The organism is Pseudomonas sp. FP2300 (assembly GCF_030687595.1).
GTDB classification, from domain to species: Bacteria; Pseudomonadota; Gammaproteobacteria; order Pseudomonadales; family Pseudomonadaceae; genus Aquipseudomonas; species Aquipseudomonas bijieensis.
The window spans coordinates 2243644-2269718 of record NZ_CP117440.1 but is presented as its reverse complement, the minus strand read 5'-3'; the positions used below and the strand labels follow the sequence as shown (position 1 = coordinate 2269718).

Genomic DNA, 26075 nt, shown 5'->3' with positions numbered 1-26075 from the left:
AGTACAAATCAGCGCCCGCCCTTCGCTAATCCCTTGTTTTACCGTACCCTGCCCCGTAGCTCCTGATGAAAATCACGAACCTGCACACGGCCGCTGACTGTTCCCCCATGCGCAAATTTCTGTACCTGCTGTTCACACTGGCCTTGATTGCCGCCCTGATCACCTACGCGCTATGGACGACGGATCGTCCGACGGGTCATTACCTGTCAGACCTGCGGATCAACCTGGCGGTCGACCAGGGTACGCCCGCCGATCGCGGCAACCTGCTGGGCATCCAGCCCGAATTGTTCCCCACCGACTACCAAAGTCCCGAGCGCCTGCATCGCAAACTGGCGGCCTATCTGCAAACGGCTCGCGCCCTGGGCTTTCTCAATGCCAAGACCGTGGTGGTCCTGCCCGAGCACATCGGCACCTGGTTGATGGTCGGCGGCGAAAAAGACGAGTTGTACCAGGCCACTACCCTGAAGGAAGCCATGAACTGGCTGGCGATCAGCAATCCGCTGGCGTTTATCCGGGCGCTGGTCAGCGCTCAAGGCGATAACCGACTGGACGATGCCTACCTGCGCATGAAAGCCGAACGCATGGCCCATGACTATCAAGCGCTGTTCGGTGGACTGGCCAAGGAGTTCGGTATCACCCTGGTGGCCGGTTCCATCGTGCTTCCCGAGCCCAGCGTCAGCGAGGGTGAACTGAAGATCGGCCGCGGCGCGTTGTACAACAGCAGCCTGGTATTCGGCAGCGATGGCCGGCCGATCGGCCAGCCACAGCGCCAGCGTCATCCCGTGTTCGAACAGCGAGATGTGCTTGGGGCCAACCATCCGACCGCCCCGCAAGTCATCGACACCCCCGCCGGGCGCCTGGGCGTGCTGATCGGCAGCGACAGTTGGTACCCGCTCCATTACCGGCAACTCAACGACCAAGGCGCGCAACTGATCGCGGTACCTGCCTTCATCATTGGTCGCGATACGTGGGACAAACCCTGGAGCGGTTACAAAGGCCTGTCCACGCCGAGCGAAGTGAGCCTCAAGCCAGGTGAAGTGAGCGAGGGGCAAGCCTGGCATCGCCTGACACTGACCGGCCAATTGCCCATCAGCCAGGCCCGGGGCGGCGTCAGCGTGTTCCTGCGTGGCCAGTTCTGGGACAGCGGCAGCGCCGGCCAGAGCTTCATCAGCCACGACGGCCAACACTTCCCCGATGGCGAAGCCCGTGGTGCCCGCCTGCTGAACCTGTGGTTGTGAACATGAAACCGCAGCCGATGCGCCTGGGGGACTTGTCAGTGGGCTTCGTCCATAGCCTGGCTGACGCGGTCGCCAGCCATGGGCAAGACCCGCAACCCTTGCTTGAACAGTACGGTCTCGATGCTGCGCGCCTGGCCGAGCCTGGGGCTCGATTGTCGATTCCACGCTACATGCGCCTGGGCCACGCCGCGATCCAACAAACCCAGGACCCGGCCCTGGGCCTGCGCATGGGTCAGCTCGGCCGCTTGAGCCAGGCCGGGCTGGCGGGCGTTACCGCGGCCCAGGCACCGACCGTGCGCGAGGCGGCCCGCTGCATGATCCGCTTCGAACCACTGTATGGCTCCAACTATCGCGGCCAATCGAGTTTCCATGAGGATGCCCGGGGCGCTTGGCTACGGTTCTATTCCATCAGCCCGTATAACGCCTATAACCGCTTCGTCGTGGATTCGATCCTTGCCGGCTGGCTGGCGCAGTTGTCCAGCGTCAGCGGCATCGCGCTGCGGCCCGAACGCATCGAAATCGAATTCGAGGAGCCTGCGTACCTGGACGCCTACCGCACGCTCGGTGACTGCCCGATCCAGTTTGGCGCCGAACAGAATCAACTGCGCCTGGGCCTGGACAGCCTCGCCCAGCGCAACCCACAGCATTGCCCCAGCACCTGGCACCATCTGGTTCAATTGTGTGAACGGGAATTGGAACAACTGACCCGCACCCGCAGCCTGCGTGAGCGCATCATTCAACTGCTGGGGCCGTTGCTCAACGGCGGCCGGGAGCCCGACCTGGAGGAAGTGGCGGCTCGCTTGAAGCTGCCGACCTGGACCCTGCGTCGCAAGCTGGCCGAGGAAGGCACGCAGTTTCGCGCCATCCTCAACGACACCCGCCGCGACCTGGCCATGACCTACATACGCGATACCGAACTGGCGTTCGGCGAAATCGCCTATCTGTTGGGATTCGCCTCGGCCGAGGCATTTCAACGGGCCTTCAAGCGCTGGAACGACCAGACGCCTGGGGAGTTTCGTCGTAGTCACAGAGGGAGTTGAGCTTCAAGCGTTTAGCTGAAGCTTGCAACGCCCTTACAACTCCGTCGCATCTTCGGCGGGTTCCAACGGGTCCAGTTCATAGGCCTGGTATTCCAGCAGCTCTTCCTGATAATCATCCATTACGTGTCCTTCCCCTGTCATTGAGACCATGCCTGATGGCGCTGGCATCAGCATAAAGCTGCTTTATGAACAAAACATGAAGCAAAGGCTTCATGAATTAAACGTAGCACAGGGGCAGGAAATTACCGCGTGAAGTGTGACAGGGCGTAACTCCCTGCCACAGCACCTCAGGAGGCCGGAAGCGGCTGGATCGGTTCGGTCGGGGGTGGCAACGAGCTGGACGGTGGCGGCGGCGGTGTCACGGTTTCCGTCGTCGGCGCAGACTCGAACGACTCGGGCGCAATCGGCGCGGGCTCGCTTGGCGGTGCGACTGGCTCGGACACCGCAGGAGCGGTTTCGACAGAGGCCGGCGCGGCCTCCTCCACCGGCGTAGCGGGCGCGGGGGCAACAGGCTCCGGTGCAGGCGCTGGTGCAGGCACCAGAGCGGCCGGTTCGACCTTGGTTTCCGGAATACCCAGTTCAGCTTTCGGTTTATCGGCGCTCTCGACAGCCTTCTTCGCTTCGGGCGGCAGGAACAGCTCTACCAAGGCAAAGAAACGCTCATAGAACTTGGCCGCCGACACGGTTTCGCTGGCGACCTTGACCATCGAATCGTCCGAAGAGCCGATCGGCATCGATACGGAACCCAGCACGCCCACGCCCAGGCTCGCGGAGTTGTTGATTTTCTTCAGGGCGTAGCGGTCCTGCAAGGCGTTGGCGAACATGGTCGCACGATGCCCTGCCCCACCATCTTCGGCACAGACCAGGTTGAAGCTGATCTCCATGTGGGTGTCGCCGGTCTGCTGGAAACTCTTGTGGCCGCTGACCAGCTTCGGATCGCTGCTGGTGATGATGTAGCCCTGGCTGAGCAACGCCCTACGCCCCGCCTCGCAGGTGGCGGCGTCACTCACTGGATAAGTGCGCGAGAACGTGCCGGAGTCATCGAAGTTCTCGTGCTCGTAAATGGCGGCTTTCTTCGACGAGCAACCGGCTGCGGCGGCCAGCAGCAATGCAAGCCCGACGGTGCGCATGTGAAATGATCTGAACATTGAACATCCTGAGAAAAACGGTCCGGGGCGTATTGTGCAACAGAACGCGACCTGGCAGCGTGGCTAATCTTGTTTCAAGGGGGTTACAAGTCTACTGGGGGTTGTTTGCAGGAAAAAGACGCTGGTCCGGTGGAGCGACGAATACCCCCCGCTTTTGGGCAACAAGCAGATATGAAAACCCCAGCATTTTGCCTAATGCCGTTTACTAGAGCCGGTTAATGAAGATTTTGACATTCCGCTCCGAGAGGCGTGGTTTTTACCTGGTTTGGTGTGTATATCCCCCATCTCCGAAAAAACGAAGCAAAAAAAACGACGCTTCCCATTTCTGAAGAAGCGCCGTTTTTTTCTAACTGAACAGCATCACAACCAAGTTTGAAAAAGCATCAAGCAATTAGAAACGCTTGATATCCGCCTGGCTCTCCAACTGCTTGCGATACGCCGCAAAGTCCTGCTGACCCACACGGGACGCAAGGTAACGACGATATTCAGCCTTCTCTTCGTCAGTCGGTGCCGCCGCTTCGTTCACGCCGTTCAGACGTACGACCACCAGGCTGCCGTCAGGCAAGGTCACGCTGCTGAACGTCGGCTTGTCCTTGGATTCAGGCTTGGGCATGCGGAACAGTGCTTGCAGCACCGCCGGGTCGATGCCTTCCTGGTTGCGGGTGGCTGCCTCGGCGGTTTTCCAGCCTTGGCCCTCGATCGGCTTGTCCAATGCAGTCTTGCCATCGCGCAGGCTGGCGATCAACTCGTCAGCACGGGTCTTGGCCGCTGCGCTGGCGTGCTCCTTGGCCAATTGGGCACGAATGGGCCCTGCCACCTTGTCCAGCGGCAGTTGCTCAGGCTTGCGGTGCTCCTTGGCACGCAGCACCACGACGGTTTCCGGGTCCAGCTCGATGGCGGTGCTGTTGGCACCCTCATCCAGTACTTCCGGGCTGAACGCGGCGGTGACCACGGCACGATTGGCCGCAATCCCTTCGCCGCCTTCGCGACCGAACGGAGCCGACGTGTGGACGGTCAGCTTCAGATCCTGGGCTGGTTGCGCCAGGTCGGACGCTTCGAACGAGGCATCCTCCAGTTGCTTGGTCGCCTCGACAAAACGTTGCTCCACCTGCTGGGTTTTCAGCTCGCGGGTCAGCTTGTCCTTGAGACTGGCAAACGTAGGCACTTCAGGCGCCTCGACACCCAGCAGCTTGATCAGGTGCAGGCCGAAATCGGTGCGTACCGGTGCCGAGACCTGGTCCTTGTTCAACGCATACAAGGCCTTTTCGAATTCCGGATCGTAGACGCCTGGACCGGCATAACCGAGATCGCCACCGTTGTTCGCCGAACCTGGATCCTGGGAAAATTCCTTCGCCAACGCTTCAAACGACTCGCCTTTGGCCAGGCGAGCCTGGATCTCTTCGATCTTCGCCTTGGCCTGGGCTTCGGTCACCTTGTCGTTCACTTCAATCAGGATGTGCGCAGCCCGACGCTGTTCGGACAGGTTGGCGATTTCCTTCTGATAGGCCGCTTGCAGGTCTTCGTCCTTGACGCTGACCTGATCGAAGAAAGAGGCTTTCTTCAGTTCGAGGTAATCGATGACCACCTGGTCAGGCGTCATGAATTCCTTCGCGTGTTGGTCGTAGTAAGCCTTGACCTCGTCATCGGTCAGCTTGACGGACGCCGGGTCAGCCTTGATGTTCAAGGTGGAGAAATCACGGGTCTGTTTCTCCAGGCGGGCAAATGCCAGCACTTGGGCATCGGTGACGAAACCGCTGCCTGCCAGGCCTGCGCGCAACTGACCGATCAGCATTTCCTGAGCCAGCATCTGGCGGAACTGCATACGGCTGTAACCCAGCTGGCGGATCACCTGGTCGAAACGCTCGGCGCTGAATTTGCCATCGACCTGGAACTCAGGCGTTTGCAGGATCACTTGATCGAGCGCAGCTTCGGAGAAAGCGAATTTGGCATCGTGTGCGCCCTGCAGCAACAGCTTGCGATCGATCAGGCCCTTGAGCGCCGAATCGCGCAGCATTTTTTCGTCCAGCAGGGAGGCGTCGAAATCCTTGCCCAGCTGTTGCATGAGCTGACGGCGTTGCATGTCGACCGCCTGGCTCAGCTCGTTCTGGCTGATGTTTTCGCCGTTGACCTTGGCCGCTTCGTTGCTGTTGGTGGTGGCTTTGAAAATGGCATCGAAACCGGTCAACGCCATCAATGCGACGATGACCCCGATGATGGTCTTGGCAATCCAGCCTTGTGAATTGTCCCTGATATTCTGCAGCATGCGTCCCCCAGAAACGGTTGAACTTCAAATTTAGGCAACCGTGGAGCGTGGGTAGAATCCGGATAGAAGAAAGGCGCATCCGAGGATGCGCCTTCTCGTAACTGGCGGAGCGGACCGGGCCCTAACCTGCAAGCCCTGGTGTGCCAGGCCGGTTGCAACCGGCCGTGTTACCGCTCCGCTGCCAAGCCAGGCATGACCCCGACCCGGATAAACTCAACGAAACCTTAGTTAACGGCTTCTTTCAGTGCTTTACCAGCTTTGAAGCCTGGCTTTTTGGCAGCAGCGATTTCCAGCGTCTTACCGGTCTGCGGGTTGCGACCGATACGAGCAGGACGATCGGTCACGGAGAAGGTGCCGAAACCAACCAGAACAACGGAGTCGCCAGCCTTCAGAGCGCCAGTGACGGATTCGATTACAGCGTCCAGCGCACGGCCAGCAGCAGCTTTCGGGATATCAGCGGATGCAGCGATAGCATCAATCAGTTCCGACTTGTTCACTCTAAGTCCCCTTATATCTATTTGAGATGATTCTAAGTTTTTTTGGTGAAAGCAAAAAACGAGTGCTGAATGGCCTGCAGACACTTAAGAGCCGCTTTATAACAAGGGCTCTAAAAAACTGTCAAGAAAGCCCCCCAGGCAAATGCGTACTAATGCGTGCTAATTCTTTCCTTAGAGTCAGACTCTCGCTTTTCTTCCTTCGCGACAATCTCCGGAGCCACATCCGGCAAGGGCTCCGGCGCGTATTGCAGCGCAATTTGCAGGACCTCGTCAATCCATTTAACTGGTTTGATCTGAAGATCTTGCTTGATGTTGTCAGGAATTTCCTTCAGGTCGCGGACATTCTCTTCAGGAATGATCACGATCTTGATCCCGCCACGGTGTGCCGCCAGCAGTTTTTCCTTCAGACCGCCGATCGCCAGGACTTGGCCGCGCAACGTGATTTCACCTGTCATCGCGACATCGGCGCGCACCGGAATACCGGTCAACGCCGAGACGAGGGCCGTGCACATGCCTACACCGGCGCTAGGGCCGTCCTTGGGCGTAGCCCCTTCAGGCATGTGGATATGCGTGTCACGCTTCTCATGGAAGTCCAGGGGGATGCCCAGGCTCCGGGCGCGGCTGCGAACCACGGTCAGCGCAGCGGTGATCGACTCGACCATCACGTCGCCCAGGGAACCGGTCTTGATCAACTGCCCCTTGCCCGGCACCACGGCCGCTTCGATGGTCAGCAACTCACCACCGACCTGTGTCCACGCCAGGCCAGTCACCTGGCCGATCTGGTCCTGCTGCTCGGCGAGGCCATAGCGGAACTTGCGTACGCCCAGGAAGTGCTCCAGCAGGTCCGAAGTGACCTTGACCGCGAAGCGTTTTTCCAGCGCGTGCTCCTTGACCGCCTTGCGGCAAACCTTGGCAATCTGCCGTTCCAGGCCACGCACACCGGCTTCGCGGGTGTAGTAACGGATGATGTCGCGAATCGCTTCCTCGTCGAATTCCAGCTCGCCTTTTTTCAGGCCGTTGGCCTGGATCTGCTTGGGCGAAAGGTATTTCACGGCAATGTTGATCTTCTCGTCCTCGGTGTAGCCCGGCAGACGAATCACCTCCATCCGGTCCAGCAATGCTGGCGGAATGTTCATGGAGTTGGAGGTGCAGAGGAACATCACGTCCGACAGGTCGTAGTCGACCTCCAGGTAGTGATCGTTGAAATTGTGGTTCTGCTCGGGATCGAGGACTTCGAGCAATGCAGAGGCAGGATCGCCGCGCATGTCGCTACCCATCTTGTCGATTTCATCCAAAAGGAACAGCGGGTTGCGCACGCCAACCTTTGTCATCTTTTGAATCAATCTTCCTGGCATCGAACCGATGTAGGTACGGCGATGACCACGAATCTCCGCCTCGTCGCGCACGCCGCCAAGGGCCATGCGTACGAATTTTCGGTTTGTGGCGTGGGCAATCGACTCCGCCAGGGAGGTTTTACCGACCCCGGGAGGACCGACCAGGCACAGGACAGGGCCACGAATCTTTTTCACGCGTTTCTGCACGGCGAGGTATTCAAGGATGCGCTCCTTGACCTCTTCCAGGCCGTAATGGTCGGCGTCGAGGATGTCTTCGGCTCGCGCCAGGTCCAGGCGTACCTTGCTCTGGGCTTTCCACGGCACCTGGACCAGCCAGTCGATGTAGGAGCGCACCACGGTGGCCTCGGCCGACATCGGCGACATTTGCTTGAGCTTGTTCAGCTCGGCCTGGGCCTTGGCCAGTGCATCCTTGGGCAAACCAGCGGCATCGATGCGCTTTTTCAGCTCTTCGATTTCGTTGTGGCCTTCGTCGCCGTCGCCGAGTTCCTTCTGAATAGCCTTCATCTGCTCATTCAGGTAGTACTCGCGCTGACTGCGCTCCATCTGTTTCTTGACGCGGCCGCGAATGCGTTTCTCGACCTGCAGCAGATCGATTTCGCCGTCGAGCAATGCCAGCACGTGCTCGACACGGGCGGACAAATCGATGATTTCGAGGATTTCCTGTTTCTGCTCGATCTTGAGGGCCATGTGGGCCGCCATCGTATCGACCAGCCGGCCCGGCTCATCGATGCTGTTAAGCGACGACAGGACCTCTGCAGGCACCTTCTTGCCCAGTTGCACGTATTGTTCGAACTGAGACAGCAGGCTGCGGACAAACACCTCTGATTCGCGCTCGGGCGCATCGACTTCTTCGATCAGCGACACTTCGGCCCGGCAATGGCCGTCCACTTCGCTGAAACGCTCCACAGCACCGCGCTGCTCGCCTTCAACCAGGACCTTGACGGTGCCGTCAGGCAGCTTGAGCAGTTGCAGAACCGTTGCAATCGTACCTACGCGATAAAGTGCGTCCTCGCCAGGATCATCGTCAGCAGGGTTCCTCTGAGCCAGCAAGAGAATCTGCTTGTCACCCGTCATCGCAGCCTCGAGGGCTTCGATGGACTTCTCGCGCCCCACGAACAGCGGGATAACCATGTGCGGATACACCACGACATCGCGCAATGGCAGGAGAGGCAATTCGATGGTTGTCTTCATGATTTCGCCTCTACGGCGGCCCTAAGGCCGGAAACAGATGGAAGTAAGCTTGAAACCAAGATGGGGGCAGCCTTGAAAAAAAACAAGCACTAGACACGTCTAAAACGCGCTAAAAGCAAAGGGGCCCGAAGGCCCCTTCTTTGTTCCGGCAGCGGGACGCTCAAGCGTCCGGCGCGGCCTTGGCAGTCGGCTCACTGTTTTCGTAGATATACAGTGGCTTGGACTTGCCTTCTATAACGCTTTCATCGATCACGACTTTACTCACCTCGGACTGCGAGGGGATCTCATACATCGTGTCGAGCAATACACCTTCGAGAATCGAGCGCAACCCACGGGCACCGGTCTTGCGTTCCAGGGCACGTTTGGCGACCGATTTCAGCGCGTCGGAACGGAACTCCAGGTCTACACCTTCCATTTCGAACAGCTTGGCATACTGCTTGGTCAGGGCGTTTTTCGGCTCGGTCAGGATCTGCATCAACGCGGCTTCATCCAACTCGTCCAGCGTTGCCAGGACCGGCAGACGACCGACGAATTCCGGGATCAGACCGAACTTGACCAAATCGTCAGGCTCGACTTCACGCAGGGACTCACCGACTTTCTTGCCTTCTTCCTTGCTGCGCACTTCGGCGTTGAAACCAATGCCACCACGGGTGGAACGGTTTTGAATAACCTTTTCCAGGCCGGAGAACGCACCACCGCAGATGAACAGGATGTTACGGGTGTCGACTTGCAGGAATTCCTGCTGCGGATGCTTGCGACCACCTTGGGGCGGAACGGAAGCGACCGTACCTTCGATCAACTTGAGCAGGGCCTGCTGCACGCCCTCACCAGAAACATCCCGGGTGATGGACGGGTTGTCGGACTTGCGGGAAATCTTGTCGATTTCGTCAATGTAGACAATGCCCATCTGGGCTTTTTCCACATCGTAGTCGCACTTCTGCAACAACTTCTGAATGATGTTCTCGACGTCTTCACCTACATAACCAGCCTCGGTGAGGGTGGTTGCGTCGGCGATGGTGAACGGAACGTTCAGCAAGCGAGCCAGGGTTTCGGCAAGCAGGGTCTTACCCGAGCCTGTCGGGCCGATCAGCAGGATGTTGCTCTTGCCGAGTTCGACCTCATCATTTTTCTTGTCACGCTGGTTCAGGCGCTTGTAGTGGTTGTACACCGCTACGGCCAGTACCTTTTTCGCACGTTCCTGACCAATCACATACTGATCAAGGATGCCGCTGATTTCTTTAGGCGAAGGCAATTTATGCGCGCTGCTCTCGGCCTGGGCTTCCTGCACCTCCTCGCGGATGATGTCATTGCACAGGTCGACGCACTCGTCGCAAATGAAGACCGAGGGGCCGGCAATCAATTTGCGTACTTCATGCTGGCTTTTGCCACAGAAGGAGCAATAAAGCAGTTTGCCGTTGTCCTCGCCGTTGCGGGTGTCAGTCATTCGATCGATCCAAATCCGATAGGCTTGCAACACAAGATGAAGGCAATTGCGGGCTTTTTCAAGCCCGCAGGCGGCCGGTCATCCCAACCACCTGCATTTTGAGCGGCTTAGGCAGGCATTTGACGCTTGTTGATCACGGAGTCGATCAGGCCGTATTCGGCTGCACGCTCGGCGCTCATGAAGTTGTCACGCTCGGTGTCGCGCTCAATGGTTTCGAGGCTTTGGCCCGTATGATGGGCCAGCAATGAATTAAGACGCGAACGAATGTGGAGGATTTCCTTGGCATGGATGTCGATATCCGACGCCTGGCCCTGGAAGCCGCCCAATGGCTGGTGAATCATCATCCGCGAGTTAGGCAGGCAGTGACGCTTGCCCGCTGCGCCGCCGGCGAGCAGGAAGGCGCCCATGCTGCAGGCCTGGCCGATGCAGATGGTGGAAACGTCAGGCTTGATGAACTGCATGGTGTCGTAGATCGACATGCCCGCAGTCACCGAACCGCCAGGTGAGTTGATGTACAGATGGATATCCTTGTCCGGGTTTTCCGCTTCAAGGAACAACAGCTGCGCCGCGACCAGGTTGGCCATGTAGTCTTCAACGGGGCCGATCAGGAAGATGACGCGTTCCTTGAGCAGACGCGAGTAGATGTCATAGGCACGTTCGCCACGGGCGGACTGCTCGATAACCATCGGGACCAGGCCGCCTGCGGCCTGGATGTCAGAGCTCTGCTGATAAAAAGAATTGCGGGACATGTCTCGCAGTCACTCCCAAATAGTTATGTCTTGAATACGCATAAGCCAGCACGAAGGCTGGCTTATGGGTGTTTATTTCTTACCGCAGAACCATCAATCGGCTTGTGGAGCTTCCACCGGCTTGACCGCTTCTTCGTAAGAGACCGCTTTATCGGTCACGCTAGCTTTCTGCAGAACAGTATCCACAACTTGTTCTTCCAGCACAACCGAACGGACTTCGTTCAGTTGCTGGTCGTTCTTGTAGTACCAGGACACGACTTGCTCAGGCTCTTGGTAGGCCGAAGCCATTTCCTGGATCAACTCGCGAACACGGGCTTCGTCAGGCTTGAGTTCGAACTGCTTGACCACTTCGGCGACGATCAGGCCCAGCACGACGCGGCGCTTGGCTTGCTCTTCGAACAGCTCGGCAGGCAGCTGATCCGGCTTGATGTTGCCGCCGAACTGCTGAACAGCCTGGACGCGCAGACGGTTCACTTCGTTGTCCAGCAGGGCCTTTGGCACTTCGATCGGGTTGGAAGCCAGCAGACCGTCCATGACCTGGTTCTTGACCTTGGACTTGATGGCCTGGCGCAGCTCACGCTCCATGTTCTTGCGAACTTCGGTGCGGAAACCTTCCAGACCAGCTTCCTTGATGCCGAACTGGGCGAAGAACTCTTCGTTCAGCTCAGGCAGTTTCGGCTCGGAAACGCTGTTGACGGTCACGGTGAACTCGGCGGCTTTGCCTGCCAGGTCCAGGTTCTGGTAATCCTCAGGGAAGGTCACGTTCAGAACGCGCTCTTCGCCGGCCTTGGCGCCAACCAGGCCGTCTTCGAAGCCCGGGATCATGCGACCGGAGCCCAGCACCAGCTGGGTAGCCTTGGCGGAGCCGCCAGCGAACACTTCACCGTCGACCTTGCCGACGAAATCGATGTTCAACTGGTCTTCGTTCTGGGCAGCACGCTCAGTCACTTCGAAACGAGTGTTCTGCTTGCGCAGGATGTCCAGCATCTTGTCCAGGTCGGCATCCGACACGTCAGCGCTCAGACGCTCGACAGCGATGGATTCGAAACCGGCAACCGTGAACTCAGGAAACACTTCGAACGTGGCGACGAACTCCAGGTCCTTGCCTTTTTCCAGCACTTTCGGCTCGACGGACGGAGCACCGGCCGGGTTCAGCTTCTGCTCGACGACCGCTTCGTAGAACGAAGACTGGATCACATCACCCACGGCTTCCTGACGCGCATCAGCTTCGTAACGCTGACGGATCACGCTCATTGGCACTTTGCCTGGGCGGAAACCTGGGATTTTGGCCTTTTGGGCAGTCTGCTGCAGACGCTTGTTGACCTGAGTCTCGATGCGCTCAGCCGGCACGGTGATGCTCATGCGGCGCTCAAGAGCAGAAGTATTTTCAACAGAAACTTGCATGGATATTCCTCGTTGCACAGACGTTGGCCGGGCGTTTCCGACCCCAGAATGTCGGGTAGAGATGGGCCATTACTGGCCCACCTCCCCCTAAGAACCGTACGTGCGAGTTTCCTCGCATACGGCTCGGGCCTAATCAAAACCCCCGGTAAGGGGAGCCGGTTTGTTCACTGTCAATCCGCGAGCGTGTAGCCGCTGGTGACAAAGGGGGTGCAATAGTACCCGGTTATTTAGGGAGTCTCCACCGCCTTTTGTGCGGTACAGAATGTGGTGATCATGCCACCCCGTCTCCTTCGTAATCGGTAACTTACACATTGGACACAATCCTTTCTGACTCTGGAAAAGGCTCAAGATTTGCTTACGGTACGCCAGCCTTTTGAGCATCTGTTCCATACGCCTTTTCTCGCCCATTTCCTCCATAGAAGGGTCGAAGGGGTTGTACTCCCCACTCACCTTCTTGTGTCGCTCGATCGGAGTGCTCGCTAGCGAATACAGCTCGATCGTTCGCATCTCTCCCTTGTCATTCATCGTCGCGGTGGCAAACACCCCTTTGCGCCCCTTCATGGGTTTAAAGTGTTTCGCTCCGATCCACTGGAGTGTTTTCTTAGGGTGTCGCCGTTTTGCCCAACGCCATAGAGCCAGAAAGATCATGTAATCCATGCGGCTATACGCTTTCTTGGCTACCACAGGCTGGTGATAGAACGCCCAGCCACGCAGTATCGGATTCAGCTGTCGGATCAGATCCCCCTGCCTTACCGTTTTGCTGGTACTGATGACCTCCCTTACCTTGCTATAGAACGCTTTCACGTTTTTCTTGCTTGGCTTGATCAGAAGCTTCCCATCGTACTTGCGGAAATTCCAACCTAGAAAGTCAAAGCCTTCCTTTATATGGACGACACGCGTCTTCTCGAGTGACAACTGCAGCCCCCGTACTGCTAGGAACTGCTCTACCCAAGGTCTGACTTCCGTTTCCAGCACCTCTCGCGAGGTTCCAGTTATCACAAAGTCATCCGCATAACGCACCACATTGATTTTCAGCTTCTTGGCCTTTGTCACCCCCCAGTACAGCTTGAGTTGTGATTCCAGCCCATCCAGCACCAAATTTGCCAAGGTGGGCGAGATAATCCCGCCCTGTGGCGTACCGGCATCCGTTGCCTGTAGCTGGCCTTTATGAATCACACCAGCTTTCAACCATTTCCGGAGAACCACTTTGTCCGTTGGGACGTTGGCGATAAGCCAGTCATGATTGATATGGTCAAAACAGCCTTTGATGTCCGCCTCCAAAACCCATTGGGCCGAAACCTTCTTGGATAGGCAAACGAACAGCTGCCCCATCGCATCCGCCGTAGAGCGTTCGATCCTGAAGCCGTAGCTATTTGGATCACCCGTGGTTTCTGCAATAGGCGCCAGAGCCAGCAGATACAGCGCCTGCATAGCCCTGTCCGTCATGGTCGGGATGCCCAGAGGACGCTCCTTTCCATTTGACTTCGGAATAAACACACGCCGTAAAGGCCGCGGCTTATATCCATGGCGCTTCAACCCATTTGCCGCCTTCCATTTGGCATCGGGTGTATCCCAGAGCACGCGGTCGACTCCCGCCGTGCGCTTACCCTGGTTTTCAGTGACTCGCCGTACGGCCAAGTATCTGGCCGAGCGTGAGCGGGTTAACATCCGTTGCAGGGCTTTCACCCTGCGCCAGTTGTCTTCCCGACAAGCCTTCGCAATCCGTATCTGCATCGCCCGGACATTCCGCTGAACACGCCACCAATCGATGTCATGCCATTGTTGCGGAGCGCCGGAAGGCGCAGACACGGCCAATTGGCTATGTTCTAACATGCTGCCTTCCTCTCAAGTTGCCCCAAGCGAAAGACGCACACATCCCCTGACGGGAATGGACGCTCCCGCCAGGGTTGGATTAATAGAAGATCCGTTACAGCTGGATCTCTAGGTTTATTGAGACAGGTTCACTCAGAGTTCATGCGACGAAAGACCACGCAGAAGTCTGCCCGGTTTCCCGTGGAGCAATGTTCCAGCCCCTATCCGGGCCATTACAGCCCGGCTTTCGCTTTCTCTGCGATCCCATACCCGCACAGCCAACGGATCACCTTGCGGTTCACCTGCCCGAAGGCAGCTATACGGGCTTACCACGTTCCCTGCCTGTCACACGACTGGGTTAGAGTCTGCCTATTCGCCGACGACCTTATGTGACGACGTGTTCCGACCCTTGACCAGAACAACCGGTCGCATCACCTTTTTTGGTTAATGCCTATCAGCAGATTAGGCACCGTAATGCTGACGACGTTTATTAGCAGTTCACTTGTGTTACCCATACCAGCCAGCCTAGCGCCTCAACCCGGTACTGCTCCGAGCATCTGCGCTCCGCCTCACGGCGAAGACGCACCCATACGGGGGCTACATTGTTGGAAGAGCTTCACACCTCACCGTTACCAGTGACGCATGTCTTCCTAGGCTATCGTTGGTCGCACAACGAGTCCGCTGCCACCTTGCGAGCAAGGTAGATGGACAATGACAGACAGAGCTTTCGCTCATGTCTCCGGTTTGATGTGAGCAGGGACTGCCGAGGCAGCATGCCCAAAGAATTGTTACCTCCTGTTTCAAAAGCAGGAGGGAACCCCAGCGGGGATTCTCTCCCGCATGGGTTTAGCCCTGAATAGGGCTGATGTGTAGTAGGCACTCCAATACCGGAAAATCCAGTACTGCGGTCGAGCTACCGAGCGCTAATCGACCTTGAGTTTGCCACCGCCGCTGCGGCAAGTCCTTGAAGGCATTGGACTTCTGGGAGGGTTTTGTTTCTTGGGGTTGGGTACCCAAGCTCTCGGCTCTCTTTCGAAAACCCTTCAAGATGACTCTACACCTCGAAGTTTAGGAGACACGCCACGCGTGTCGCACCAAGGGCATGCATTCTAGTAGGTCAAACTCAAGAAGTCACCCTACTGAAAACACGCTGGAAACAGGCGCCGGATTTAGGACGAGGCAATCGCTCATGCCCCACCCGGATTGCAAATACAGTCGATTCAGCCCAGGGCTCTGCGCCAATGCTTCTATATATAGAAGCAGCTTGCCCGATGGTGCAGCTCCCGGCCTCACAAGGAGACCGACGGACATACCGCGCATCATCACGAAACATATTCGCGACGAATCGGCCGCTGCGCACAACCCCAAGAAACCGTAACGACGCCAAACACAGAACCACCGAAAACAAAAACGGCGCAGCCCTTTTCAGGTACTGCGCCGTTTCCTGCTATTTAAATAGCGACTTGTATGGTGCGGACGGAGAGACTCGAACTCTCACACCTTGCGGCGCTGGAACCTAAATCCAGTGTGTCTACCAATTCCACCACATCCGCGTATCAAGCTTTTAAAGCAAAGGCGCCAGACCGTTAAATCTGGCGCCTTTCTAGAATATGGGGTGGACGATGGGGATCGAACCCACGACAACGGGAGTCACAATCCCGTGCTCTACCAACTGAGCTACGCCCACCATATTGCCTTGTTGCCTTACTTGTGCCAAAGCTGCCTAATTGGCGCACCCGGCAGGACTCGAACCTGCGACCATCCGCTTAGAAGGCGGATGCTCTATCCAGCTGAGCTACGGGCGCCTTTTTAATCTGTATTCTTGGACGATTACAAACTAAGTGCTTTCAGTTTTACCGAGTTGAAACAACCAACTCCGCTCAACCTTCTTAACCAGTGCTAGGCTGTGCCCGACAAGTGCGACGAATGTTATAGACGGCCTGATAGGTCGTCAACTCTTTTTTAAAAAAAATTCATTTAATTAAAGGGGTTAGGGGAATTTGCAGACCAAGCGCCTTTGCCCTCGCGCCCCGGCATGCGAGAATGCGTTCTCTTTTTTTCCCCTCTCGATGGTTAACCACGCGCAATGACTGCACAACTTATCGACGGCAAATCGATCGCCGCCAGCCTGCGCCAGCAGATCTCCCAACGAGTCACCGAGCGCCGCCAGCAAGGCCTGCGTACGCCCGGCCTTGCGGTGATCCTGGTCGGCAGCGATCCTGCCTCTCAGGTTTATGTCTCGCACAAGCGTAAAGACTGTGAAGAGGTCGGCTTCCTTTCCCAGGCCTACGACCTGCCTTCCGAAACCACCCAGCAAGCGTTGGCCGATCTGATCGATCGCCTGAACGACGACCCGAACATCGACGGCGTTCTGCTCCAACTGCCACTGCCTGAACACCTCGACGCCTCCAAGCTGCTGGAGCGTATCCGCCCGGACAAGGATGTCGACGGCTTCCATCCTTATAACGTCGGGCGCCTGGCCCAGCGTATCCCACTGCTTCGTCCCTGCACCCCCAAAGGCATCATGACATTGCTGGAAAGCACTGGCGTGGACCTGTATGGCCTTGATGCGGTGGTGGTGGGTGCATCCAACATCGTTGGCCGTCCGATGGCCATGGAGCTGCTGCTGGCCGGCTGCACCGTGACCGTGACCCATCGATTCACCAAGGACCTGGCCGGTCATGTCGGTCGCGCTGACCTGGTGGTGGTGGCCGCCGGCAAACCCGGCCTGGTCAGGGGCGAGTGGATCAAGGAAGGCGCCATCGTCATCGACGTGGGCATCAATCGCCAGGAAGACGGCAAGCTGGTGGGCGACGTGGTCTACGAGACCGCCCTGCCCCGCGCCGGCTGGATCACGCCGGTACCCGGCGGCGTAGGCCCGATGACCCGCGCCTGCCTGCTGGAGAACACGTTGTACGCGGCCGAAACGCTGCACAGCTGATACGCGCCAATCAAAACCCTGTGGGAGCGAGCTTGCTCGCGATAGCGGTGGACCGGCCAACCTCCAAGTTGACTGACACGCCGCCATCGCGAACAAACTCGCTCCCACAGGTGTTTTTGGCAGTCGGATTTGAGCCGCCAGGCCTCGACCGCGTCTTTGGATCGCGCAAATTACAAATTTTTCAGATTCGATTCGCCAAAATCGCCCTTCATTAAACTTTATTTATTCACAAGCCTTGGCGATACAGGCATATAGCGCTGCTGTCGCCCATACTCCTAAAATGCGACGTTTTTTTAAAAGTCGTTGCTCAACGGCACCTTCAACTCTATCGAGTCCACTCGCGTGAAAATCCGTCTTTCGATCCTCAGCCTGTTCTTCGTTTTCACAGGCACCTTCACCACACAGGATGTCTACGCGCAGGAAACCATCGCGGCCCCACGGGATACGTCAAAGCTGCAAGTCGCTTCAGGCAGCGCGATCCTGTTGGATCTCCAGACGGACAAGGTCGTTTATTCAAGCAACCCGGACGTGGTGGTGCCCATCGCGTCGGTGACCAAGCTGATGACCGGTCTGATCGTGCTGGATGCCAAGCAAAACCTGGACGAGTACATTTCCATCACCATCGCCAACACCCCAGAGATGAAGGGGGTGTTTTCCCGGGTCAAGCTCAACAGCGAACTGTCGCGCCGGGACGTGCTGCTGATCGCCCTGATGTCTTCGGAAAACCGCGCCGCCGCCAGCCTCGCCCACCACTATCCGGGCGGCTACGCGGCGTTCATTGCCGCCATGAACGCCAAGGCAAAGGCGTTGGGCATGACCAGCACTCACTACGTCGAACCGACGGGCCTGTCGACCCACAACGTCTCGACCGCCAGGGACCTGACCAAGCTGCTGATCGCCGCACGCAAGTATCCTCTGCTGAGCGAACTGAGCACTACCAAGGAAAAGACCGTTACCTTCCGCAAACCGGTGTATAGCCTGGGCTTTCGCAACACTGATCACTTGGTCCATAAGGCCAATTGGGATATCCAGTTGACCAAGACCGGTTTCACCAACGAGGCCGGCCACTGCCTGGTACTGGTGACGAAGATGAGCAATCGCCCAATGGCCCTGGTGATCCTCGACGCGTTCGGCAAGTACACGCACTTCGCCGATGCCAGCCGGATACGTAGTTGGGTCGAGACCGGGAAAAGCGCCGACGTGCCGGCGGTGGCCCTGCAATACAAGGCCGCCAAGAATCTCAAGAGCCGTCAGACTGGCGTGGTGGAAGCCTCCAAATAATTGCGCGACATAAAAAAGCCCCGACTCGTCGGGGCTTTCTTGTTTATGGCTTCAGGTCACCCAGCGGATCATAGGGCTTGGGCTTGCGCTCATCCTTCTTGTCCAGCGGCGCCTTGGCCGGCCCTATCGGATCGACCTGGGGATCATCAAGATCCGGCGAGTCCGGATCGAAACCCAGGTCGTCGCCGCTGGAATGCTCTGACGAATGTGGCCCCGTAGGTGTTTTCGATTGTGCCATGCGTGCCTTCCTCCAATCGCGGTCGGAAAATGCCCGACCCTGACGATAAGAGCCTCAGGCCTGCCGGGTTGTGCCCGGCAAGTGACGAACGGGGTGAACGATCAGTGTGCCGCACCCAAGGTCTTGGTGGCTCGTGCGGCTGCTTGCTCCTGCCCTGCCCCAGCCAATTCATCCGCCGCTTTCAGCCAACGCTGTGAATCGACATTGGCCGGAAGCTGCGTGGGACGCTGGAGCAGCACCGCCCAGCCACCCGCGCTCTTGAAGGCCGATTCGAAGGCACTGAAGCTGATCAATTGCCGCCGGTTCATGCCTGATCGCAGCAATACCGTCTGCTTCTGACGGTTGTAGCCGGCGAGAATCCCATACCGAGGCTCGGCCCAGAACGCCGAACCGTCTATGTAGCGCACCAGCACCGGATAACCTGCCGCGACCTGTTCCAACAGCGCGGGCAGCTTGGCGTCGAGGGGATACACCAGCAACCCGTATTCGCGCGCCAGGGTTTGCATATTCTGCTGCAAACCGGTTTCGCCACCCGGCAGGTGCAATGGTTTCTCCAGCAACCCCGGGGTAATTACCGTGCCTTGCAGCGTCAACAGAGCGGCCAGGGACTGCGGGGCGCCCTGGTGCATTTCGCCACGATAGAACGGCACACTGTTGAGTTCCACCCGCTCGGGCAGGCGCTGGATCTGCGGCGACACACTGCCCGCACAGCCCGCCAGGGCGACGAGACAGGACACTGTCAGTACCAGTGATCGAAAAGATGAAATGACCGGCGACATGATGACTCTCTTGTTCAGGCACCCGGCATCCGGGCCAGGCTTGGGTCGACGATCATAAGGCGCGCACAGCCCTGGGTATAGCCATAACAACAGTTTTACGAGCGCGATAGAACGAACCGATCCGTGCCCAACCGCCACGGATCGACTACCTGCAACACTTGAGCGACTAGACTGTCCACTGTACTGAGTGGGTTATCCCGGACCGGGATAAAAGGAGGCACAGATGAGCCTGACAACGACAATTCTGATGCTGATATTCGGCTGGCTGAGCGTAGCCACGGCCATGCTGTGGGGCGTGCTTCGGATCACCCGGCGCCATCACCACGCGCCAGCTGCGCAATCGGAAAAAACCACAAAAGCCGCCCGGCGCCACGCCACCGCACACTGACCACTCGCCATTCAAAACAAAAAAAGCCACCCGGGCCTGGACCCGGGTGGCTTCTGTCTGCCTGGCATCAGGCGTTGTTGGCCAACGCCCTTTCCTTGGCCCGTCGGGACAACATGTTCAACACCTCGATCGCCGCCGAGAACGCCATGGCCGCGTAGATATAGCCCTTGGGCACATGGGCACCGAAGCCTTCGGCGATCAGCGTCATGCCGATCATGATCAGGAAGCCCAGGGCCAGCATGACCACGGTCGGGTTGTCGTTGATGAACTTGGCGAGCGGTTCGGCCGCCAGCAGCATCACCAGCACCGACACAACGACTGCAATGATCATGATCGGCAGATGCTCGGTCATGCCCACGGCGGTGATGATGCTGTCGATGGAGAACACCAGGTCCAACATCAGGATCTGACCGATTGCCGCGGCAAAGCCCAGGGTCACACCGGACGTGGCTGTCTTGGGATCATCCGGCGCCGGGTCCATGCTGTGGTGGATTTCGGTGGTGGCTTTCCACAGCAGGAACAGGCCGCCGGCAATCAGGATCATGTCTTTCCAGGAAAACGCCTGGCCCAGGATTTCGATGACCGGCTCGGTCAACTGCACGATGAAAGCAATGGTGCTCAACAAGCCCAGGCGCAGGATCAGCGCCATGCCGATACCGATCCGCCGCGCCTTGGCTCGATGCTGAGCCGGCAATTTGTTGGTCAGAATCGAAATGAAGATCAGGTTATCGATGCCAAGCACGATTTCCATGACCACCAGAGTTGCCAGGGCGATCCACGCGGTGGGGCTGGCGGCGAGCTGTAAAAGATAATCCATGGGTCAGTCCTGACTGATGTGACGGGTTAGATGGTTTCGGTAGAGGATTCTGATTTTTCAGCGTCTTCAGCCGGTTGTTTCTTGGGGCTGATCAACCCGCCGGTAGCTTCGCTGATCGCCTGTTCGGCGGCTTTGTGGGTATCGTCTATGGCCTGCTTGGCGGTTTGCGCAGCTTGCCCCATCAGTTGCTGGGCACTTTTTTCAGCCTGTTCACAGCCCGCCAGTGTCATTGCGGACATCGCCAACAAGGCTGCAAGCCCCACGGATTTGTATGTCATGGAATGAACGCCTCTTGAGAGATATAGAAGGAGCATGAAGTGGCCCACCAATGGCCAGGCATTCTAGAGACGCGAATACTTCAGGAAAATTCGTATTTTCAGCGGTTATACTTCGTTTTTTACGAACTAACGTGAACCCATGCTCAATTACCGACAATTGCATTACTTCTGGGTGGTGGCGAAAACCGGCAGCATCGTGCGAGCGTGCGAGCAGTTGAACCTGACCCCACAGACCATCAGCGGGCAGATTTCCCTGTTCGAGCAGACCTATAACATCAAGCTGTTTCGTCGGGTCGGGCGGCAGTTGGAACTGACCGAGGCCGGCCGCCAGACATTGCCCTACGCCGAACACATGTTCCAGTTGGGCGGCGAATTGGAGCTGATGCTGCGGGCCCAGCCCAACGAACAGCAAACCCTGTTTCGGGTCGGGGTGGCGGATGTGGTGCCCAAATCCATCGTCTATCGATTGTTGGCACCGACCATGGAGTTGAGCGAGCCGCTACGCATCACCTGTCGCGAGGACAAGCTCGAACGGTTGCTGGCGGACCTGGCGATCCAGCGTCTGGACCTGGTGATTTCCGACAGCCCGATGCCGACCCACCTGGACATCAAGGGCTACAGCCAGAAGCTGGGGGAATGCGGGATCAGCTTTTTCGCCACCGCCGCGCTGGCCGAACGCTACGGGCAGGATTTCCCCCATGGCCTGCATGACGCTCCGCTGCTGATTCCCGGGCCGGAAACCGTGGTGCGCAGCCGCTTGCAACGCTGGTTCGCCGAACAGCAGATCCAGCCGCGCATCGTCGGCGAGTTCGACGACAGCGCATTGATGCAGGCCTTCGGTCAATCCGGCAGCGGGATTTTCATCGGTCCAAGCGTGATCGCCGAAGAGGTGAAGCGCCAGTACGGCGTAGAAGTGATCGGCCAGACCGATGCGGTGAGCGAATCCTTCTACGCCATTTCCGTGGAACGCAAGGTCAGCCACCCGGGCATTGTCGCGATTGCCGAGGGCGCCCGACGCGAGTTGTTCAGCGCCTAGCAGGTAACCCGGGGCTTGAAGGTCATCAGGAGCAACGCCAGCAGGATCGATACAAAGATGAACCCGGCTGCCGCAAACCCGACACTGCCCAGGCCCAGGGTATCGATGACCCGGCCACCGACCATCGCCCCCAGGCCAATCCCCAGGTTGGCCCCGGCAATGTTCAACGATGCGGCGAACGCCGGAGCCTGTGGGGCCGCCTTCATCAGTCGCACGTGGCTGACCAGGAACAAAGCCGCCTGGGTCACGCCCCAGATGCCCATCGCCGCCGCCAGCGCGAGAGGCGAATGAATGCTCGGCACCAACGCCACCATGCCGCCGATCAGGAACAGGCAGAAGACCATCGATGCGATCAACGGATGCCGGTCCACCGCACGGCCGCCCAGGGAATTGCCCAGCAGGCCGACGGCGCCGAAGCCCATCAGGCACCAGCCCACCAGAGTGCCGTCGAATCCGGCCAGGCGCTCGAGGATATCCGCCAGATAGGTGTAGGCGGTGAACATGCCGCTGAACACCAGGATCGACAACAGCACATGCCCTTGCATCAACGGGCTGCGCAGGATCTTGAATTGCGAACGGAAACTCACCTGATGTTGGTGCAGGTTGGTTTTCGGCAAGTAGATAAACAGCAGCAAGGCCTTGGCGAAGGCAATGACAGCCAGGATCGCGAACGCGCTGCGCCAGCCAAACGCATCGGAAATCAACGTACCCACGGGAATGCCAAACACCGTGGCACAGACGATACCGAAGCCGATCCGGGCGATGGCCCGCCCGGCTAGCTGGGGTCCGACAATGTCCACCGCCGTTTCACTGGCCAGCGCCCAGAACACCGGCAGGCCCAGGGCCGGAATCAACCGGGCAATGGCCATCACCCAGATGTTGGGGGCGAACGCGGCAAGCATGTTGGCCAGACCGAACATGACCAGCACGCTGATAAACAACTTGCGCCGCTCGAAGCGGGCGAACCAGGCGGTCAGGAATGGCCCGAACGCGGCCACCGTAAACGCGAACAACGTCACCAGCAACCCGGCCTGGGGAATAGTGACATGCAGGTCACGGGCGATAGAGGGCAACAGGCCAACGATGACGAATTCCGTGGTCAGCACGGTAAAACCGGCGGCTGACAACAGGAAAATGGGTAACAACATGCAGAACTCCAGCGAAACGACGACACCAGCGTTAGCCCAAGGGCCCGCTGGCGGTAAGAAGGTGAGAACGGCAAAGCCTAACAGAATGCGCGCGTCTTACAAACGCAGGCCATGGTCCGGATAAGGGTGACGGACTGTCACAGGTCCGTCAGATTTTTTACCGGCTGTGATAAAGTCCGCGGCCTGCAAACGCCGTACTTTCTCTCGGTCCGCTCATGTGGCCTGCCCGCTTGTTGCCCTGATTCGTCGACCGTCGCACACAATAAAATCAGAGATGCCGCTATGACAGCTTCGTCCGTTACCCCATTGCAACGCCTTAAACGCACCAGCCTGGTGACGCAAATCATCATCGGCCTGATCGCCGGTATTGTCCTGGCATGGCTGGCGCCCGACCTGGCGAAAGCCACCGCATTCATCGGCAAGGTCTTCGTTTCCGCGCTCAAGGCCGTGGCGCCGATCCTGGTATTCGTGCTGGTCATGGCCTCGATCGCCAACCACAAGCACGGCCAGGAAACCCATATCCGGCCGATCCTGTTCCTCTACCTGCTGGGCACTTTCGCCGCTGCGGTGGTCGCGGTGGTGGCCAGTACGCTGTTTCCCTCCAGTCTCGTGCTGTCGACCCAAGACGTCGCGGTCACGGCGCCCGGCGGCATCAGCGAGGTGCTGCAAAGCCTGCTGCTCAGCGTGGTGGACAACCCGGTCCGGGCGCTGATGGACGGTAACTTCATCGGCATCCTGGCCTGGGCCATCGGCATGGGTATCGCCATTCGTCATGCCGGCGAAACCACACGCACTGTGCTCGACGACCTGTCCAACGGCGTGACCGTGATCGTGCGCCTGGTGATCAGCTTCGCCCCGCTGGGGATCTTCGGCCTGGTGGCCTCGACGCTGGCCACTTCCGGCTTCGGCGCCCTGCTCGGCTACCTGCACCTGCTCACCGTGTTGATCGGCTGCATGCTGTTCGTGGCGTTGGTGGTCAACCCACTCATCGTGTTCTGGAAACTGCGTCGCAACCCCTACCCGCTGGTATTCACCTGCCTGCGCGAGAGTGGCATCACGGCGTTTTTCACCCGCAGCTCGGCGGCGAATATTCCGGTGAACCTGGAACTGAGCAAACGCCTGGGCCTGCACGAAGACACCTATTCGGTATCGATCCCACTGGGCGCGACCATCAACATGGCGGGCGCTGCCATTACCATCACCGTACTGACCCTGGCGGCCGTGCATACCCTGGGTATCGCAGTGGATGTGCCAACGGCCGTGCTGCTGAGCGTTGTCGCGGCCATTTGCGCGTGCGGTGCATCCGGGGTGGCTGGCGGTTCGCTGTTGCTGATTCCCCTGGCGTGCAGCCTGTTCGGTATTCCCAGCGAAATTGCCATGCAAGTGGTCGCGGTGGGCTTCATCATTGGTGTCCTGCAGGACTCGGCGGAGACGGCGCTGAACTCGTCGACGGACGTGCTGTTCACGGCGGCGGCTTGCCTGGGTGAGGAAGAGAAGCTCGCGCGTACGGCGTAATCAGGATCGACCTGCCTCTTGTGAGGTCTGTGACGCCGTCATCGCGAGCAGGCTCGCTCCCACAGGAGATTTGTTGTGTAGCGTCTATTGTGCGAGCACCGTTGCCCCCTGTGGGAGCGAGCCTGCTCGCGATAGCGGCGGTACATCCGCCGAGGATGTAACAGACAGCCACAAAAAAGCCCGGGAACGGCCCACACCGTCCCGGGCTTTTTCATGCCTGCGGGGTTAGAACGCGCCCATGTAGTCGCGCTTACCCACTTCCACACCATTGTGGCGCAGCAATGCGTAGGTGGTGGTGACGTGGAAGAAGAACTGCGGCAGGCCGTAGGTCAGCAAGTAGCTCTGGCCGCTGAAGCGCTTTTCCTTCGGCGTGCCCGGACGGGTAACGATTTCGATACCTTCCTTGCCATCGATCTGCTCAGGGCGGATGCCCTCGATAAAGGCCAATACCTTGGTGATCAGGGCTTGCAGCTCGGCGAAGGTGGTCTCGCTGTCGTCATACTTCGGCACTTCGACCTCAGCCAGGCGTGCAGACACACCTTTGGCGAAGTCCACCGCGATCTGCACCTGGCGCACCAGCGGGAACATGTCCGGGTACAGGCGGGCTTGCAGGAAGGCGTTCGGGTCGATGTTCTTCGCGGTGGCGTGGGCTTCGGCCTTGTTCAGAACGTCGCTCAACGCGTTGAGCATCTGCTTGAAAACCGGGACGGAAGCGGCGTACAGGGAAATAGTCATGGCAATCTCATGCAGGTGGCAGGAAAGAATGAATCAAACGGCTGCGATTATAGCCACGGCTTGTTGCACGGCTTGTCTTTTATTGCGCAAGGATTAGGCTAGGCGGCTTCCACAGCATAGGGAACGCGCGATGAGCATCGAAGAACAACAGCAGGCTGAAGAACCACGGCTCAATAACACGGAAATCCGCATCCTCGGCGCACTGGTCGAGAAGCAGGCCACCAACCCCGAGACCTACCCGCTGACCCTCAACGCCCTGGTACTGGCCTGCAACCAGAAAACCAGCCGCGAACCGGTGATGAACCTCAACCCGGGCCAGGTTGGCCAGAGCCTGCGGGCGCTGGAAGGTCGCGGCTTTACCAAACTGGTGATGGGCAGCCGCGCCGACCGTTGGGAACATCGGGTCGACAAAGCCCTGGAGCTGGTGCCGGCCCAGGTGGTCCTGATGGGGTTGCTGTTCCTGCGTGGCCCGCAAACGGTCAATGAGCTACTGACCCGCAGCGCACGGATGCACGACTTCGAAGATGTCGAACAAGTGCTGCATCAGCTTGAACGCCTGATCGCCCGTGGGTTGGCGCTGCTGGTGCCACGCCAGGCCGGCCAGCGCGAGGACCGCTATGTGCACGCCATGGGCGACCCGGCGGACATCGAAGCGATTCTCGCCGCTCGCCAGCACCCGGTGGAGCGCGGCGCCGGCGGCGGTGTCTCGCTGGAGCGCATCGAAGAACTCGAAGCGCGGATCGCGGCACTGGAAGAACGCCTGGCGCGGCTGGAATAG

General features: G+C 58.6%; 22 protein-coding genes and 3 tRNA genes. 8 read left to right on the top strand and 17 right to left on the bottom strand.

Translation table 11 applies throughout. The features are described 5' to 3' along the window. Positions 1-107 precede the first annotated feature (107 nt). Positions 108-1238 carry a carbon-nitrogen hydrolase family protein gene (locus tag PSH86_RS10135; protein ID WP_249016240.1) on the top strand — a complete coding sequence of 377 codons (1131 nt, stop codon included), beginning with the start codon at positions 108-110 and terminating at the stop codon, positions 1236-1238. A 2-nt stretch (positions 1239-1240) separates the two neighbouring features. Further along, a complete protein-coding gene (locus PSH86_RS10130) occupies positions 1241-2278 on the top strand; it encodes an AraC family transcriptional regulator (protein ID WP_109751644.1) in 1038 nt (345 codons plus the stop codon). A gap of 287 nt (positions 2279-2565) precedes the next feature. On the opposite strand, the gene PSH86_RS10125 is transcribed toward PSH86_RS10130, so the two are convergent. The 11 genes from PSH86_RS10125 to PSH86_RS10075 form a co-directional block, all read right to left on the bottom strand. Continuing rightward, positions 2566-3426 (bottom strand): DUF2242 domain-containing protein, encoded by an 861-nt coding sequence (locus tag PSH86_RS10125; protein WP_163854600.1) that lies wholly within the window; start codon positions 3424-3426, stop codon positions 2566-2568. Between the two features lie 391 nt (positions 3427-3817). After that, positions 3818-5689, bottom strand: a complete 1872-nt coding sequence (locus PSH86_RS10120; protein ID WP_176688251.1) for a SurA N-terminal domain-containing protein — start codon at positions 5687-5689, stop codon at positions 3818-3820. Between the two features lie 224 nt (positions 5690-5913). Further along, on the bottom strand, positions 5914-6186 hold the full coding sequence (locus PSH86_RS10115; RefSeq protein ID WP_002552737.1) for an HU family DNA-binding protein: 273 nt from the start codon (positions 6184-6186) through the stop codon (positions 5914-5916). 149 nt (positions 6187-6335) lie between these two features. Further along, positions 6336-8732 carry an endopeptidase La gene (gene lon, locus PSH86_RS10110; protein ID WP_109751641.1) on the bottom strand — a complete coding sequence of 799 codons (2397 nt, stop codon included), beginning with the start codon at positions 8730-8732 and terminating at the stop codon, positions 6336-6338. A 160-nt stretch (positions 8733-8892) separates the two neighbouring features. Next, complete coding sequence (gene clpX / locus PSH86_RS10105; protein WP_109751640.1) at positions 8893-10176, bottom strand: ATP-dependent Clp protease ATP-binding subunit ClpX; 1284 nt, start codon at positions 10174-10176, stop codon at positions 8893-8895. 107 nt (positions 10177-10283) lie between these two features. Further along, on the bottom strand, positions 10284-10925 hold the full coding sequence (gene clpP / locus PSH86_RS10100; RefSeq protein WP_003183177.1) for an ATP-dependent Clp endopeptidase proteolytic subunit ClpP: 642 nt from the start codon (positions 10923-10925) through the stop codon (positions 10284-10286). Positions 10926-11018: 93 nt separating this feature from the next. After that, positions 11019-12329, bottom strand: a complete 1311-nt coding sequence (tig, locus tag PSH86_RS10095) for a trigger factor (protein WP_109751639.1) — start codon at positions 12327-12329, stop codon at positions 11019-11021. A gap of 129 nt (positions 12330-12458) precedes the next feature. Next, complete coding sequence (ltrA, locus tag PSH86_RS10090) at positions 12459-14162, bottom strand: group II intron reverse transcriptase/maturase (RefSeq protein WP_305489498.1); 1704 nt, start codon at positions 14160-14162, stop codon at positions 12459-12461. Positions 14163-15609: 1447 nt separating this feature from the next. Next, positions 15610-15694 (bottom strand) — tRNA-Leu (locus PSH86_RS10085). A 58-nt stretch (positions 15695-15752) separates the two neighbouring features. After that, a tRNA-His gene (locus PSH86_RS10080) sits at positions 15753-15828 on the bottom strand. A gap of 41 nt (positions 15829-15869) precedes the next feature. Further along, positions 15870-15946, bottom strand: a tRNA-Arg gene (locus PSH86_RS10075). A 281-nt stretch (positions 15947-16227) separates the two neighbouring features. Between PSH86_RS10075 and folD the strand changes: the two genes are divergently transcribed. Beyond that, entirely contained in the window at positions 16228-17082 is an 855-nt protein-coding gene (gene folD / locus PSH86_RS10070; RefSeq protein ID WP_109751637.1) for a bifunctional methylenetetrahydrofolate dehydrogenase/methenyltetrahydrofolate cyclohydrolase FolD, read from the top strand. Positions 17083-17424: 342 nt separating this feature from the next. Continuing rightward, on the top strand, positions 17425-18363 hold the full coding sequence (pbpG, locus tag PSH86_RS10065; protein WP_109751636.1) for a D-alanyl-D-alanine endopeptidase: 939 nt from the start codon (positions 17425-17427) through the stop codon (positions 18361-18363). 43 nt (positions 18364-18406) lie between these two features. Here pbpG and PSH86_RS10060 read toward each other — a convergent pair whose 3' ends face one another. Further along, the gene (locus PSH86_RS10060) at positions 18407-18601 is read right to left on the bottom strand and encodes a DUF6021 family protein (RefSeq protein ID WP_109751635.1); all 195 of its coding nucleotides are present in this window, start codon (positions 18599-18601) and stop codon (positions 18407-18409) included. Between the two features lie 101 nt (positions 18602-18702). Next, a complete protein-coding gene (locus PSH86_RS10055) occupies positions 18703-19380 on the bottom strand; it encodes a hypothetical protein (protein ID WP_109751634.1) in 678 nt (225 codons plus the stop codon). Between the two features lie 223 nt (positions 19381-19603). Between PSH86_RS10055 and PSH86_RS10050 the strand changes: the two genes are divergently transcribed. Then, entirely contained in the window at positions 19604-19768 is a 165-nt protein-coding gene (locus PSH86_RS10050; RefSeq protein ID WP_176688252.1) for a hypothetical protein, read from the top strand. 67 nt (positions 19769-19835) lie between these two features. Here the strand turns inward: PSH86_RS10050 and PSH86_RS10045 are convergent, their stop codons facing one another. Continuing rightward, positions 19836-20585, bottom strand: coding sequence for a TerC family protein (locus tag PSH86_RS10045; RefSeq protein WP_109751633.1), 750 nt, complete (start codon positions 20583-20585; stop codon positions 19836-19838). Between the two features lie 26 nt (positions 20586-20611). After that, complete coding sequence (locus PSH86_RS10040; RefSeq protein WP_109751632.1) at positions 20612-20863, bottom strand: hypothetical protein; 252 nt, start codon at positions 20861-20863, stop codon at positions 20612-20614. Positions 20864-21002: 139 nt separating this feature from the next. Between PSH86_RS10040 and nhaR the strand changes: the two genes are divergently transcribed. Then, on the top strand, positions 21003-21899 hold the full coding sequence (gene nhaR, locus PSH86_RS10035; RefSeq protein WP_063322135.1) for a transcriptional activator NhaR: 897 nt from the start codon (positions 21003-21005) through the stop codon (positions 21897-21899). Here the strand turns inward: nhaR and PSH86_RS10030 are convergent. Then, on the bottom strand, positions 21896-23047 hold the full coding sequence (locus PSH86_RS10030; RefSeq protein ID WP_109751631.1) for an MFS transporter: 1152 nt from the start codon (positions 23045-23047) through the stop codon (positions 21896-21898). The genes nhaR and PSH86_RS10030 overlap by 4 nt on opposite strands. A gap of 282 nt (positions 23048-23329) precedes the next feature. Between PSH86_RS10030 and sstT the strand changes: the two genes are divergently transcribed. Beyond that, the gene (sstT, locus tag PSH86_RS10025) at positions 23330-24562 is read left to right on the top strand and encodes a serine/threonine transporter SstT (RefSeq protein WP_116831894.1); all 1233 of its coding nucleotides are present in this window, start codon (positions 23330-23332) and stop codon (positions 24560-24562) included. A 225-nt stretch (positions 24563-24787) separates the two neighbouring features. Here the strand turns inward: sstT and PSH86_RS10020 are convergent, their stop codons facing one another. Next, on the bottom strand, positions 24788-25297 hold the full coding sequence (locus tag PSH86_RS10020; protein ID WP_109751629.1) for a DUF1993 family protein: 510 nt from the start codon (positions 25295-25297) through the stop codon (positions 24788-24790). Between the two features lie 130 nt (positions 25298-25427). Here PSH86_RS10020 and PSH86_RS10015 point away from each other — a divergent pair, with 130 nt between their 5' ends. Then, entirely contained in the window at positions 25428-26075 is a 648-nt protein-coding gene (locus PSH86_RS10015; protein ID WP_305489493.1) for a YceH family protein, read from the top strand.

Coding starts and splice junctions, on each gene's coding strand:
- PSH86_RS10125 (WP_163854600.1), bottom strand. CDS start 3,426: ATGTTCAGATCATTTCACATGCGCACCGTCGGGCTTGCATTGCTGCTG.
- PSH86_RS10030 (WP_109751631.1), bottom strand. CDS start 23,047: ATGTTGTTACCCATTTTCCTGTTGTCAGCCGCCGGTTTTACCGTGCTG.
- PSH86_RS10050 (WP_176688252.1), top strand. CDS start 19,604: ATGAGCCTGACAACGACAATTCTGATGCTGATATTCGGCTGGCTGAGC.
- lon (WP_109751641.1), bottom strand. CDS start 8,732: ATGAAGACAACCATCGAATTGCCTCTCCTGCCATTGCGCGATGTCGTG.
- PSH86_RS10015 (WP_305489493.1), top strand. CDS start 25,428: ATGAGCATCGAAGAACAACAGCAGGCTGAAGAACCACGGCTCAATAAC.
- PSH86_RS10020 (WP_109751629.1), bottom strand. CDS start 25,297: ATGACTATTTCCCTGTACGCCGCTTCCGTCCCGGTTTTCAAGCAGATG.
- clpX (WP_109751640.1), bottom strand. CDS start 10,176: ATGACTGACACCCGCAACGGCGAGGACAACGGCAAACTGCTTTATTGC.
- PSH86_RS10040 (WP_109751632.1), bottom strand. CDS start 20,863: ATGACATACAAATCCGTGGGGCTTGCAGCCTTGTTGGCGATGTCCGCA.
- PSH86_RS10045 (WP_109751633.1), bottom strand. CDS start 20,585: ATGGATTATCTTTTACAGCTCGCCGCCAGCCCCACCGCGTGGATCGCC.
- clpP (WP_003183177.1), bottom strand. CDS start 10,925: ATGTCCCGCAATTCTTTTTATCAGCAGAGCTCTGACATCCAGGCCGCA.
- PSH86_RS10135 (WP_249016240.1), top strand. CDS start 108: ATGCGCAAATTTCTGTACCTGCTGTTCACACTGGCCTTGATTGCCGCC.
- folD (WP_109751637.1), top strand. CDS start 16,228: ATGACTGCACAACTTATCGACGGCAAATCGATCGCCGCCAGCCTGCGC.
- PSH86_RS10130 (WP_109751644.1), top strand. CDS start 1,241: ATGAAACCGCAGCCGATGCGCCTGGGGGACTTGTCAGTGGGCTTCGTC.
- PSH86_RS10055 (WP_109751634.1), bottom strand. CDS start 19,380: ATGTCGCCGGTCATTTCATCTTTTCGATCACTGGTACTGACAGTGTCC.
- tig (WP_109751639.1), bottom strand. CDS start 12,329: ATGCAAGTTTCTGTTGAAAATACTTCTGCTCTTGAGCGCCGCATGAGC.
- sstT (WP_116831894.1), top strand. CDS start 23,330: ATGACAGCTTCGTCCGTTACCCCATTGCAACGCCTTAAACGCACCAGC.
- PSH86_RS10120 (WP_176688251.1), bottom strand. CDS start 5,689: ATGCTGCAGAATATCAGGGACAATTCACAAGGCTGGATTGCCAAGACC.
- ltrA (WP_305489498.1), bottom strand. CDS start 14,162: ATGTTAGAACATAGCCAATTGGCCGTGTCTGCGCCTTCCGGCGCTCCG.
- nhaR (WP_063322135.1), top strand. CDS start 21,003: ATGCTCAATTACCGACAATTGCATTACTTCTGGGTGGTGGCGAAAACC.
- PSH86_RS10060 (WP_109751635.1), bottom strand. CDS start 18,601: ATGGCACAATCGAAAACACCTACGGGGCCACATTCGTCAGAGCATTCC.